Annotated in this window: 8 protein-coding genes and 3 pseudogenes; 3 read left to right on the top strand and 8 right to left on the bottom strand. The window is 37.0% G+C overall.

Annotated features, from left to right (window positions below; genetic code table 11):
* Positions 1 to 109: 109 nt before the first annotated feature.
* From NBW36_RS00860 to nusA, 5 genes and pseudogenes are all read right to left on the bottom strand, one after another.
* Positions 110 to 817, bottom strand: a pseudogene (locus tag NBW36_RS00860) (IS6 family transposase).
* Positions 818 to 914: 97 nt separating this feature from the next.
* Complete coding sequence (locus NBW36_RS00855) at positions 915 to 1,943, bottom strand: RluA family pseudouridine synthase (protein ID WP_250238473.1); 1,029 nt, start codon at positions 1,941 to 1,943, stop codon at positions 915 to 917.
* Between the two features lie 333 nt (positions 1,944 to 2,276).
* Positions 2,277 to 2,660 (bottom strand): hypothetical protein, encoded by a 384-nt coding sequence (locus NBW36_RS00850; protein ID WP_250238471.1) that lies wholly within the window; start codon positions 2,658 to 2,660, stop codon positions 2,277 to 2,279.
* Between the two features lie 232 nt (positions 2,661 to 2,892).
* The gene (infB, locus tag NBW36_RS00845; protein ID WP_250238469.1) at positions 2,893 to 5,637 is read right to left on the bottom strand and encodes a translation initiation factor IF-2; all 2,745 of its coding nucleotides are present in this window, start codon (positions 5,635 to 5,637) and stop codon (positions 2,893 to 2,895) included.
* Positions 5,638 to 5,672: 35 nt separating this feature from the next.
* A complete protein-coding gene (gene nusA / locus NBW36_RS00840; RefSeq protein ID WP_250238467.1) occupies positions 5,673 to 6,914 on the bottom strand; it encodes a transcription termination factor NusA in 1,242 nt (413 codons plus the stop codon).
* Positions 6,915 to 7,736: 822 nt separating this feature from the next.
* On the opposite strand from nusA, the gene murC reads away from it, so the two are divergent.
* A complete protein-coding gene (murC, locus tag NBW36_RS00835; protein ID WP_250238465.1) occupies positions 7,737 to 9,152 on the top strand; it encodes a UDP-N-acetylmuramate--L-alanine ligase in 1,416 nt (471 codons plus the stop codon).
* A gap of 156 nt (positions 9,153 to 9,308) precedes the next feature.
* Here the strand turns inward: murC and NBW36_RS00830 are convergent.
* Positions 9,309 to 9,479: pseudogene (locus NBW36_RS00830) on the bottom strand (transposase); the annotation flags it as partial.
* 240 nt (positions 9,480 to 9,719) lie between these two features.
* Positions 9,720 to 10,580: pseudogene (locus tag NBW36_RS00825) on the bottom strand (IS5 family transposase); the annotation flags it as partial.
* 518 nt (positions 10,581 to 11,098) lie between these two features.
* Between NBW36_RS00825 and NBW36_RS00820 the strand changes: the two are divergent.
* Positions 11,099 to 11,857, top strand: coding sequence for a hypothetical protein (locus NBW36_RS00820; protein WP_250238463.1), 759 nt, complete (start codon positions 11,099 to 11,101; stop codon positions 11,855 to 11,857).
* Positions 11,858 to 11,859: 2 nt separating this feature from the next.
* Here NBW36_RS00820 and NBW36_RS05435 read toward each other — a convergent pair whose 3' ends face one another.
* On the bottom strand, positions 11,860 to 11,988 hold the full coding sequence (locus NBW36_RS05435; RefSeq protein WP_256465585.1) for a hypothetical protein: 129 nt from the start codon (positions 11,986 to 11,988) through the stop codon (positions 11,860 to 11,862).
* Here NBW36_RS05435 and NBW36_RS00815 point away from each other — a divergent pair.
* A complete protein-coding gene (locus tag NBW36_RS00815; RefSeq protein WP_320412875.1) occupies positions 11,932 to 13,512 on the top strand; it encodes an Npt1/Npt2 family nucleotide transporter in 1,581 nt (526 codons plus the stop codon). The genes NBW36_RS05435 and NBW36_RS00815 overlap by 57 nt on opposite strands.
* Positions 13,513 to 13,584: the final 72 nt, after the last annotated feature.

The raw sequence follows: 13,584 nt of genomic DNA, 5'->3' as shown, positions 1-13,584 counted from the left end.
AAAGTTCGCCATGGCGAACTTTTTATAACACATCAATAAACGGTTCTGTCGCGTCTATATTTTCGTTAGTAAAGGCTTTTCTTTTAAGTGAAGGGATATATATTGGGTATTATTTGGCCATTAGCATAACAAAATTCTCAAAAGTAGAAAGATGATTTTTAGCTCCAATTACTTGTCCTTTTTGAATCATACGAATGTTTTCTATCCCTGCAATGGTAATGGCTGCAGACTTAAAACACTTAAAACTAAGTATAGGTTTTAGCCGTTTTTTGATAAACCTATGATCTTGTTCAACTCTATTATTCAAGTATTTGTTTTGAAATATTTAAATGGTATGATCTTGATCAAGTTCTGTATTGATCGTATCAAGGGCAGCTTTATTACTACCGCTTTTGTCAATTACTACTTTCTTAGGAATATTATTTTCTGTGATCGCCTTACGAAAAAAAGAAAAAGCTGCAGACTTGTCTCTATTCTCAGATAGAAAAAAGTCAACTGTATCACCATAACGATCTACTGCTCTATATAAATAGATCCACTTCCCGTTTAGTTTAACATAGGTTTCATCCATTCTCCAACTACCACCAACTGGTCGCTTTCTTTTTCTTACTGCTTCATCTATAAGAGGAACAAACTTAATAACCCATCTTTGTAGCGTAGAATGATCAACTCTTGCGCCTCTCATACGCATCATCTCTTCCAAATCTCTATAGCTCAAGGAAAAACGACACTTCATCTAGACAAATAACAGGATGACTTCTGCTGAAGAACAATAGCCCTTAAAATAAGGTAATAATTTGGGCGAAATATTAAACATAATAACTACTTTTTTAACTACAGATACTAAAATAATGATTTTTTAGAATAAACGCGACAAAACCAAATGAAAAGCTTGTTTGATCCGATCTTTTAGTTTATGCAACATGGTGGCTACTGGATGTTACATATTTTTCCCATTTCTCTATCAGTTTAATAAAGTTTTCTGGTAAAGGGGCTTCAAAGGAGATGGCTGCTTCTGTTACAGGGTGCTTAAATCCAAGAACAGCTGCATGGAGTGCCTGGTAAGGCATTAGTTTAAAACAATTATGTACAAAGGCCTTATAGGAGGCATACCGCTCGCCACTAGCAATTACATCGCCGCCATATTGAGGATCACCAAAGACAGGGTGGCCTATATGTTGCATATGCACGCGAATTTGATGGGTGCGTCCTGTTTCTAATCTACAGGCTACAAGGGCAACATGGTGTAGTCGCTTGATCACTTGATAATGGGTAACGGCTCTTTTACCTTGTTGATTGTCTGGAAAAGCTGATATTTTTTGATGGTTATGGCTGTCTTTACCTATATTGATATCAATCGTGCCGATCTCATTTTGGGGATTGCTCCAGACCAATGTATAATAGGTTCGTGTTACGGTATGATTATAGAATTGACGGGTCAAAGCTACCAAGCTCTCCGCTGTTTTGGCCACTACCAATAGACCTGATGTGTTTTTATCAATCCGATGTACCAAGCCAGGCCTGGTGGGCATATTGTCTTTTAAAGGCAAATGCTTATAGCGATACAATAGTCCATGGGCTAACGTTCCGGTTCGATGGGCTGTATCCGGATGTACGACCATTTGGGCCGGTTTATAAACAACAAGTAGGTGGTCATCTTCATATACAATATCCAATGGTATCGTTTCTGGAGTAAGTGTGGCTGCATCAATGGGTTTAGGGATATGCGCTACTATTTCGTCTTCAGGCTGTACCATATAATTCGACTTGATAAAATGTCTATTGACGGAAATCGATCGATTGGCAATCGCCTCTTGGATTTTATTTCGACTGATTTGTAAAATGTCTGATAAAAATTTGTCTATACGGAGATTAGACTGTTCCTTTGTAACGGTAACGACATATTCCGTAAAAAGTGTTTCAGGTAGAGGATAATCTTTCATCTGTAATAGGGTTAATGCATGCGCAGCATGCGCTCAGGCAACGGTGGGGACTTAAGGTAAAGTATTACTGCTTATTTTTATATAATATTTATTTTGTTTTGAAAATTGTATCGATTCAACCTTCTGACCACACTGCCTAAAAACAAGAAAAATCGCGTATTGTAAAAAGTTGCGCATAGAAGAAATAGCCCTTCAATTTAATGGGGCCTCGGGGCGGCTTCTGATTTTCCAGCTTTAGGGGTAACTTTTCACCAACTTTTTGCACAACGCTTGATTTTTTGCTTACTTTTTGATCAAGCAAAAATTAGCATACAAATTCCTTATTATACAAAGTTACGCTATAAAATCTTTTCGCTGCATAAGCGCATCCACCAGTAATATATGTCTAAATAATTTTCGTTTTCTACCAAAGGAGACCTTTCGATCTTCTATTGCACTAGAGGCTAATCGGGAGGACTGGGGTTTTTTCGCTACTACCTCGTGCAAAGGAACAGCTTGAGGTGCTTTGCGCACTACTTGTTTAGTGATGGGAAGGGGCGTAATAGGAGCGGTATCCTTATCCTTTACCTCTATCTCATCTTGATCTTCATCTAGCTCCTCATTAACCGTTGAACCATCCGAAGCAGTCAAATGCTTATATAACCATTGAATGCCCCAAAAGATTAAAACCATAATGACCTTAATCTCTGTTTCAGATTTGCATACAAAAAATCCCATAAGTTGAAAAATAAGAAAACTTCCCCCTGTAAAAAGTTGCAATCAGAAAGTAGAGCTTACAACTGCACAGAAAAACAGTTAAATGTAGAGGCCGCAGGGTGGCTTCTGTGTTTCTCGGTGTGTTTTCAGCAGATTTTTGCACAGGACTTAATTTTTTGCTACTTGTTGATCAACCAAAAAGTAAAATACAAATTCCTTACCTGGAACTTAAGTTAAAAGTAAGCTTTTTTTTCTAGAGTTGACGCTTGATTTCCTTTCGTTCAAAGCCTTCTATAATATCTCCAACTTCAATTTCATCAAAATTTTTAATATGTATACCACATTCAGAAACAGATTTTACCTGTTTAATTTCCTCTAACCCATGCTTTATAGTGTGGATCGCACCCGTAAATACAACCTGCTCTTTCCGAATTACGCGTATCGGATTGGATTGTGCAATAAAACCTGTTTGTACTTGACATCCTGCAATATTACCAATTTTTGAAAAAGTAAAGATCTTTTTAATTTCTGATCGACCAGTAGGAATTTCTTCTATAGTAGGCGCTAAAAGTCCCTGTACCGCACTGCGCAGATCATCTATAGCACTATAAATAATTGAATATTGTTTGATTACTACTCCTTCTCTTTCAGCTAATTTTTTGGCTTGTGCAGATGGTTTAATGTGGAAAGCAATAATAATCGCTTCAGCGGTAGCAGCAAGGAGTACATCAGACTCTGAAACGGCTCCTACACCTTTGTGTAGAATATTCACCTTTACTTCTTCATGTGATAACCTAAGCAATGCGTCTGCTAATGCCTCGATAGAACCATCCATATCTCCTTTAATGATAATATTCAGCTCCTTAAAGTTTCCTACCGTTAAACGACGTCCAATTTCATCAAGGGTAAGGTGGGATTTGGTACGTAATGCTTGTTCGCGCAATAACTGCTGCTTTTTTTGCGCCAATTCTCCTGCCTCTTTTATACTATCCATCACACGAAAAGTATCTCCTGCCCTGGGGGCACCATTTAACCCCAACACTTGTACAGGTGTGGCAGGAGAAGCTGTTTTACGCGCCATGTTTTGATGGTCTAACATGGCTTTTACCTTTCCATAATAGACACCAGCCAGCACAATATCACCTAGATGTAAAGTGCCATCTTGTACAATTCCAGTCGATACATACCCTCTACCAGGATCTAGGAAGGACTCAATAAGCGTACCTCTTGCTTTTTTAGAAGGAGTTGCCCGTAACTCCAGTAAGGATGCTTCCAGAAGAATTTTTTCTAAAAGCTCATTTACCCCTTGGCCTGTTTTAGCCGAAATCTCTTGGCATTGATATTTCCCACCCCAATCTTCAACTAAGATGTTGAGATGGGCTAAATCTTCTTTAACCTTTTCTGGGTTGGCTCGAGGTGTATCAATTTTATTGATGGCAATAATAATTGGACAACCAGCTACTTGCGCATGACTAATCGACTCCTTGGTCTGGGGCATAATGCTATCATCTGCCGCTACCACAATCACAATAATATCGGTTACCTGTGCACCCCTGGTACGCATAGCTGTAAAAGCCTCATGGCCAGGTGTATCTAAAAATACAATCTTTTTGTTTTGATCAGTCATAATATCATAAGCCCCAATGTGCTGGGTAATGCCACCAGCTTCTTTTGCGGTTACTTTTGTAGTACGAATACAATCCAATAATGAAGTTTTTCCGTGATCCACATGCCCCATAATGGTTACAATAGGTGGACGCTCCACAAGCTCGCCACCTCCCTGGTCTATATCCTTGGATGCTTCTTCATCATGTAGGTCAACAAATTCTACGCTATAGCCAAACTCATCTGCAACAACAGTAATGGCTTCTCTATCTAGACGTTGGTTGATCGATATAATCATACCTAAAGACATACAAGCAGAAAGTACCTCATTTACCGTAACGTCCATAAAAGAAGCTAGTTCATTGGCTGAAATAAACTCGGTGATTTTTAAAACTTTTTCTGTTACCTTTTCGTGATATTGACGCTTTTCCTGAGCTTCTAGGTAGGCACTACGCCTATCTCTCTTATATCTAGAGCGTGCACCATCGCCGGCGCTTTGGTGCAACTTTGCTAAGGTTTTTTTTATTTGGCTTTCTATTTCTTGAGAGGATACGCCTTCTTGTTCTTTTGGACCTAATTCTATTTTAGGACCCTTTTCTTTACGAAAATGCGTAACGGGTGCGTTACATTTATTACCGATGGATCTAGGGACAATAGTGATGCCTATGGGGTTTTTTAACCTAGCTGGTGGCTTTGTGTCTCCTATTTTAGAGGTACCCATTGAGCCATTCAGCTTTTGTGATACCCTTCCACGGCTATAGCGATGCCTTCTAAAGGCAGATTCAGGTAACGTCATTTTGCCTACTATAGTAGGTCTTTTAAATTGATCTAAAAAAGTTATTTTATCTGGTTTAGCAGGGGCTTGTTCCGTTGCTTCCTCCAATTGCTTTAAAGGTGCTGTAGTGCCGGATTCTACTATTACTGGAACAGGTGGCAATGCTGTCGTGTCAGTAACAACAGACTGACTTTCAGCTTTAACTTTTTCAGCAGCTAAGTCAATCTTCCCAATAGCCTTTAAACCAGGTAAAACCGGAACAGAAGCTTGATAATGAGTAGGCGGTGCGGTGTGTTCTTGCACTACGCTTTTAATTTTTGCTTGCGTTTCTGTCTTCTTTTTGGCCTGTTCTTTACTTTTTACACGAGTATGTTTACTAGCCAAAGCAGAAAGACTTGGATAGGTTTTGCCAATGGTTACATACGCAGCTTCTTGTTTATCCACACCAGCTGAGATAAATTCAGCAGCGAGCAAATTAAATTGTTCAACCGTTATCTTAGCATTGGGCTTATTGTCTACTACAAACCCTTTTTGGGCTAAAAAAGAAGCAATGGTCTCTGTTCCTACATTTAATTTTCGAGCCACTTGGCTGAGTCGCATGTTTTTTTCTTCATTCATGGGCTATCTTTCTCTATCTAGAAGGCATATTTAGGTTAACCATTAAGCGCCTGATCTAATATAGCATAGATTTCATCTATCGTTTCCTCTTCCAAATCAACACGTTGCTCAAGGGTTACCCTGGATAAGGTTAAAACACTTCTAGCTGAGTCTAAACCAACTTTATGCAATTCCTCTAAAATCCAAGGCTCAATCGTGTCACTAAACTCAGAAAGCGGAATATCATTTTGCGCTAAATGGTTGGGAATGTCTCTATAAACATCTATTTCTTTGCCAATGAGCAGACCTGCTAGTTTAATGTTTTGGCCTCCTTTACCAATGGCTAATGCAATTTGATCAGGATCTAAGTAGACAGACACTCTTTCACCATTTTGCTCGACCCGATTAATGCATGCAGGGCTTAGGGCACGGGCAATATACAGCTCTAAATTATCAGTATAATTGATAATATCAATGTTTTCATACTGGAGCTCTTTAGTAATACCATGTATACGAGACCCTTTGATACCTACACAGGCCCCAACTGGGTCAATTCTATCATCAAAAGTCTCAACAGCTACTTTGGCACGAGCCCCTGGGTCTCTTACAATTTTTCTTATGGCAATAAGCCCATCCTGGATTTCAGGAATCTCATTTTCAAATAGTCTTTCTAAGAAAAGAGGAGATGTCCTAGAAAGTATAACGCGCGGAATCGCATTATTAAATGTCATCTTGCAAACGACCGCACGAATATGCTCTCCTTTTTTAAATTGATCCTTAGGTATTTGCTCTGACTTTGGTAAAAAAAGCTCATTGTTTTCATCATCCAATAAGATCACTTCCTTACTTAGAATTTGATTTACTTCAGCTGAAATCAAGCAACCCACTAGCTGTTCATATTTATTATATAGGGACTCTTTCTCTAGTGCTCGAATCTTTTGTATAAGCATTTGCTTGGCAGTCAGTATGAGCCTTCTACCAAAATCGGAAATTTTAATTTCCTCGGATAGCTCTTCCCCTAGCTCAAAATCAGCCTCTATTTTTCTAGCTTCCGAAAGTGGTATTTTATTAGGCGCAGATGCGTCTACTGCATCATCAGCTATAACTTCACGAAAACGCCATATCTGCAAATCTCCTTTATCAAGATTGATAATGATATCAAAATTATCACTGTTTCTAAATTTGCTGAGCATAACCGCACGAAACACATCCTCTAAAATACGTATGACGGTGGGCCTATCAATATTTTTAGATTTAGCAAATTCTGCAAATGATTCTACTAATTTATTACTATCCATTGATCACTTAAAACATAAGTACGCATAAAAGCAAAATATCCACAAAAAGGCAGAACAAAGGGAACCCTACAACAACAGGCTGTCTGGTCAGGGCTATACAACTAGGTTACACGCTTTACTCATTTTTATTAAAGGTTACACAAACGTACGCTGGGAATTAAAAATAATAATTTAATTTAGTGTAACTAAAAATCCAATCCCAAACGGATGCTATGTAGCAACCCTAATATTATGCTTTTTTAGAATGATTCCAGTTTACAGCGGTAAGATTGGAATCCTAGCAATATACAAAAAAAATAGCTCTAAAACATTTTAGATTTTATAGAAATAGTCAAAAGTAAGTTTTAATCTTACTTAATATCTTAGTAGTACATTATACACGATAGTAACGTGAGTTCTGGATTTATTTTACTGATTTACAACAATTTAATATCAATTATTTAGTTAATATTTGCACCTATTTAATAAGTTTTTATATCTAATTTTATAAATATAATATATATAATAAACTGATTACCAGAATTATTTGTTATTCAACTACCTATTTAACTGTCTAATAAAACAAATTTTATAAATTTTCATTGATATTGATTATCAAATGAAAAAATAATCTAATCCCGAACTCACGTTAATAGCTTTTTACAAGGAGTGGTTTTTTGTTTTTAGGCAGTGTTTCTCAAAAAGCTAGATGGATACTTTTCTCCTTGCCCCATCACATTGCCAGAGAGCAGAACGCATGGTCTTATTTTTGCTTTTGATGATGTCAAATCATAGATACATTTCAGTTATCTTCAACTTATTTTGCATTCCAAACCCAAGGTTATGTTGCCATTTAACGACTACGCTTTTATATACTTTATAGGTATTGGTGGCATAGGCATGAGTGCTTTGGCACAATTATGCGCTAAGCAAGGTTACCAAGTTTTTGGGTATGATCAGTACCCATCTGCTGTAGTATTACAACTTGAAAGGGAAGGTATTACGATATATTGTAATGATACGCTGACTGCTATTCCTGAAGTTATTTGCAACCAACCCAACCAAACCCTAGTGATTTATACACCAGCTATTCCAACCGATAGTCCTATTTTAAACTATTTTAAAGGGGCTGGTTACAAGATCCAATCACGTGCAGAGGTTCTAGGAATTATTTCCAAACCATTTGCTACGATAGCAGTGGCGGGTACACATGGCAAAACGACTACTTCAGCTATGATCGCCCATATACTCTATCAAAGCGACCTGCCAATGGTTGCCTTTGTGGGAGGTATGATGCGTCTATATGATACCAACTTATTATACAATCGTTCATTAGAGGACGTAGAACTAATGGTAGCAGAAGCCGATGAGTTTAATAGATCTTTTCTCCATCTTCAACCCACCTTTAGCATTGTGACTGCCGCAGATGCAGATCATCCAGAAACCTATACAACAACAGCCCTTATGGAGGATGGTTTTATAGAGTTTATCCAAAAAAATCAGAAAAATTTACTTATACAACATAGAGCTGCAGATCAGCTAAAAGTGTGCAACCATTATGACAAACCTTTCCTAACCTATGGGTTGGATCAAGGAGATGTGGTAGCGGGTAATGTAGCTATTGCACCCCATCAAAGTACTTTCGACTATTTAGGACCGGGTACAACCATTTCTAATGTAGTTTTACCTATAGCGGGATTATATAACATTGAAAATGCATTAGCAGCTATTACAATCTGTTTGACACTTGGTATAACAGAAACCCAAATACGGACTGCCATTGCCAATTTTCCTGGTATAAAAAGGCGCTTTTCTTTTGTTTGCAACCATGAGCAGTATCTTTTTATAGATGATTATGCGCATCATCCTGTAGAAATTAGTGCTTTACTAAGCTCGGTTAAAAAGCTCTATCCTAATAGTGCTATAACGGCTATCTTTCAACCCCATCTTTTTTCACGTACCCAAGCTTTTTATAAAACATTTGCTACTAGCTTAAGTCTAGCAGATCAGGTTTTTATATTACCCATCTATCCAGCCAGAGAGGTACCCATTCCAGCTGTTACCGCACAACTTATTTTTGATGAACTAACCTGTAAAAGAAAAGCCTTGGTGACCATGGATGGTTTACTTACAGAGCTGACTGTTTGTGCCACGATTCAAGCACATCAGATCATCCTTACCATTGGTGCGGGAGATATAGGCCAGGCGGTTTCAGCTATAGCTACTACCTTACAACAGATTTTTGGGTATACACATTAAAATATAGGCCATTTGAGACCGTTGTGATAGGTCGATAATATAATTTTGCTATTTTTCTAGCATTATTTTTTTGATTTTTAGTGTTATGGGTCTAAATATTCTTATTATTTATTGATTTTCAGGTTTATTTCAGTTTATTTTTGATAGACCATTCCCCTAAACACCTTTTAATATGCTATTTGGCGACCTGTATAAGTTATAGGCTATTGCGTCCAAAACGTATTGTGTATGGGTTTTAGCAAGACCTATATAACGCGCTCTTGAACTTCGGAACCAACTTTTGATACTTCCAAATACGCGTTCCACCTTATACCGAGTTTGAGCTACTAACGTGAGTTCGGGATTAGATTATTTTTTCATTTGATAATCAATATCAATGAAAATTTATAAAATTTGTTTTATTAGACAGTTAAATAGGTAGTTTAATAACAAATAATTCTGATAATCAGTTTATTATATATATTATATTTATAAAATTAGATATAAAAACTTGTTAAATAGGTGTAAATATTAACTAAATAATTGATATTAAATTGTTGTAAATCAGTCAAATAAATCCCGAACTCACGTTACTAATTTATTAAACCGCTTGGCAGTAGGTGATAAGGGATTATTTCTAGTGGCTTTCTTCTGAATAGCTGATTTTAAGGCTTTATTCTTTAATAAGGTTTCATTAGGTGAGCCGCTGCAGCCCTTATCTGCATATAGCCTACTACCTGCTTTTAGCTCTACTTTATCCAATAAGACTTGTAAATGAGCACTATCATGACTAGATGCTTTTGTGGTACTGACTGCTAGGACTAAGCCTTCTTTACTTTCCACAAGAACGTGTCGCTTATACCCATAGTAGAGATTATTTCCTTTTTTTGTCCAACTCGCTTCTGGATCTACACCTTTTTGATAACTTTCAGCTACAGTTATAGTGCCATCTTCATGGAGATCATAGCTTTTTTTACCTTTAGGCCGTCTAGGCGTGGGGGTAATAGAGGCATCAACAACTGCACCATGTTGAACGAGTAGTCCATGTGCAGCTAGCTGATCATTAATCATTTTCAATAACTTTTCTAGGGCCTTTTGTTCGGTAAAGGAAGTCCTAAATCTGCTTAATACACTATGATCTGGAACAGAACTATCCATCGAAATACCACAAAATCTGCTAAAAGTAATACGATCATTTACTTCTTCTTCTACTTGATAGTCACTGAGTGCATACCAGGTCTGAAGCAAGAACATTTTAAACAAAAGCAGCGGACTATACGCTGGCTTTCCTGATAAATGTAAGCCTTTAGGGTAATATGAGCGGAGTAATTTTTCTACTGATGACCAATTAACTAGCTTATTAATTTGATCAAAAAAGGTATGTTTGCATTTACCCCTGTTCGCTGAAATATCTGCCAAACTTAACTGACCACTTGTTTGAATTGCCATAACAATACTATTAAAAAGCTTAAGTATAAACGATTAAAGAAGTAACATAATTTAACTATTGTATAACACTAAAAGTCACTTTTTATACCAAAGCTTAAAACTCTATTGCAACGGCCTCCATTTAAAAAAAGCGCCAACATGATGGCAACCCTCATCATAAGGTTACATAAGCGCGCTAGAAGCGATCAGAAAATCAGCTTAATGACGACCTATAGAATGGATGCTGATTGCCTAGCTTTAAGCGTGATTTTTCAGCAACTTTTTGTATCAGTGTTTGCTTTTTTGCATACTTCTTGATCAAGAAAGTTGAAAAAGTCCTTTTAAAGGGCTATATTTGACCCCTGATGCTGGATCCATTGAAAAATAGGTTCCCTTTGGACAAAGGGTTAGCTTAGCATAGAGCGGAATCCCTAAATTTATAATGACAGATTGTATCTCTGCAAGGTTTATCTACCTATACCACACTTAGTGCTGCTTTGGATTCAGTAAGTGGCTTTCAGCTAAATCACTTAATGGCTATGCAATATAACACACTTCTATATCGCTTCTTTTTTGATCCACTTGCACATGGTATAGCTTGTGTAATCGTGGCTTACCTAGTTGCACCTGCTCAATTTGTAAAAGTAGTCTATCAAGAAACAGGCGAATCATATTCCTCTATTGTCACAAGATGTATACGTGCTAAAAATTTTAAATTGTTTTTTTCCGGAGCACATATTTATGCACTTCGACAGTTTATAGCTGCTTTGGCCTTTGGGGGTTCACAATGGCTTTTCCTTTGTTCTACGGGCTATTGTGCGATAACCAATTTTACGCTATTGGTCATCTGGGAGTGCTTTTTAGCTGGAATAGTAGAAACGGTTGTCACCATATACAGCGAAACAAAAGAAATTGCCGCTAATAAAGGTTCTTTAATGAAACGAAAAGAAAAGGTTATGGATATTTTAACCCCCGTTCTTTTAAGGAACATACTGGGTGGCTCGGCATGTATACTGGCCTACGAATTTACAAAAGATATAAGTGGGATAGGCGCAAATATAGTTGTGAGTGCGTTGTTGGGTATAGCTGTATCTGCCTTAAGTATGCCATTTGATCTGATCGCCACTCAAAATTGTGGCTCAGAGGTGCGTATGACTTGGATAGGTCGATTAAAACATAACATTATAGTTGAAAAAAAAATTTTTGCAATCTTTAATGGATTAACCATGCGCATTTTGCAAATCGTTCCTTATTCTATTGCCCACAGCCTTGTAATGGTTTTCCTGGGAAAATGCTAAGGTTAAGAATGATGTATCCTATTTTTTTTGATAAAAGGAATTTGTACGCTATTTTTTGCTTGTTTTTGGGTAGTATGACCAGAAGGCTGAACGGATACCCGTTTAATAAACTTAAAATCAATATGAAACAAATAAGCGTCCTACTAAAAAAATGGCACCTTATGCACTGGCCTATTAAGGGCAGTGCGCTGCAAAAATTTTTTTCTATGGCCATCTTAATGTTTCTTATTTTGTTGAATCAAAATTTAATCCGTGGCATAAAAGATGGTCTTGTCGTTACCTTAATAGGAGCAGAAGTATTGAGCTTTATTAAACTATTTGTTGAAATGCCCGCAGGGATTTTATTTGTAGTGATCTATACCATCTTATGTAATCAGGTCACAACAGAAAATATTTTTAGAGGCATTATACTTTTTTTTCTCTTTTTTTTTATTCTATTCGGCTTTTTTTTGTTTCCTTATCAAACGCTATTACATCCCGATCCTTGTAGGGTAGATGCTTACATTAAGCTTTATCCTCATTTTAAATGGTTCTTTATCATGTGGGGTAAGTGGACATTAATACTCTTCTACATGCTAGGTGAACTGTGGCCCATGATTGTTTTTACCCTGTTATATTGGCAGTTGGCCAATAAAATAACTACAACAGAAGAAGCGGGTCGGTTTTACTTCTTTTTCAACTTGATTGGACAAGCCAATCTACTTATTTCCGGCACTATCATAGTATACTTTTCGCATACCGATCATTTTTTATTACGCTTTACAGATAGCTATAAAATGGAAGCAGCATCAAAAATAGCCACGCTGATGATCGTTATTACCTCCTTATGTCTCTTTATTCTACTTTTACACAAGTATATCGAAAAGTATATTATCTACAGTCAAAGGGTACCAGCCAGGCCAGCTACCACATTACAATTAGGACTATATAAAAGTTTTAAAATGATTTCCACATCTAAATACCTTGCATTAATTTGTGTATTAATGATCTCTTACTCTATGGTTGTACACTTAATAGAAGGCCTCTGGTTTTATGAAACCAGTCTTTTTTATAAGAAAGATCCTACAAGTTTTATTACTTACCAAGGTAAGGTCTTATTCTGGACAGGCGTTTGTACATTGTCTTGTTCTTGTTTTGGTAATGTAGTGATTCGAAAGCTAAGTTGGTTAGGTGCAGCACTGATTACACCTGTTACAACACTTATAGTGGGAGGCTGTTTTTTCCTGCTTATCATTGCCACGCATTACAACTTTTTATCAGAGACTATAATGGGTATATCCACTTTAGCTGTTATTGTAACCATTGGTGGTCTACAAAACGTATTAGCTAAGGGAACTAAATATTGTTTTTTTGATGTAACCAAAGAGATGGTTTACATTCCCTTAGACTGTGAAATGGGCACAAAAGGAAAAGCAGCGGTTGATATATTAGGTGGAAAAATAGGGAAATCTGCGGGGGCTATTTTACAAGTTATCTTTTATACTATTTTCACTTCTGCACAGCCCAATCAACTGGCGCCATTTTTAATGGTAATATTTTTGTTTATTTGCATCGTTTGGATGACAGCAGTTTGCATGCTCTCAAAAAAATACCATAGCCTAATCAACAAGGCAAACTGTCCAATTTTCAGGCCAAGCTTAACCAAGGCTAAATAAAGGCATTTATATCACACTTTTTTATCAAGAAAAAAGTGTGATATAAATCAGGCCCTGTGTAAAAAGTTTCTG

The sequence above is a fragment of the Cardinium endosymbiont of Oedothorax gibbosus genome (genome assembly GCF_936981045.1).
Taxonomy (GTDB): Bacteria; Bacteroidota; Bacteroidia; order Cytophagales; family Amoebophilaceae; genus Cardinium.
Note: the sequence above shows the minus strand (reverse complement) of the source record. Positions and strands in the feature narration are given on the sequence as shown.

Coding starts and splice junctions, on each gene's coding strand:
- NBW36_RS00855 (WP_250238473.1), bottom strand. CDS start 1,943: ATGAAAGATTATCCTCTACCTGAAACACTTTTTACGGAATATGTCGTT.
- NBW36_RS00815 (WP_320412875.1), top strand. CDS start 11,932: ATGACCAGAAGGCTGAACGGATACCCGTTTAATAAACTTAAAATCAAT.
- murC (WP_250238465.1), top strand. CDS start 7,737: ATGTTGCCATTTAACGACTACGCTTTTATATACTTTATAGGTATTGGT.
- NBW36_RS00850 (WP_250238471.1), bottom strand. CDS start 2,660: ATGGGATTTTTTGTATGCAAATCTGAAACAGAGATTAAGGTCATTATG.
- infB (WP_250238469.1), bottom strand. CDS start 5,637: ATGAATGAAGAAAAAAACATGCGACTCAGCCAAGTGGCTCGAAAATTA.
- NBW36_RS00820 (WP_250238463.1), top strand. CDS start 11,099: ATGCAATATAACACACTTCTATATCGCTTCTTTTTTGATCCACTTGCA.
- nusA (WP_250238467.1), bottom strand. CDS start 6,914: ATGGATAGTAATAAATTAGTAGAATCATTTGCAGAATTTGCTAAATCT.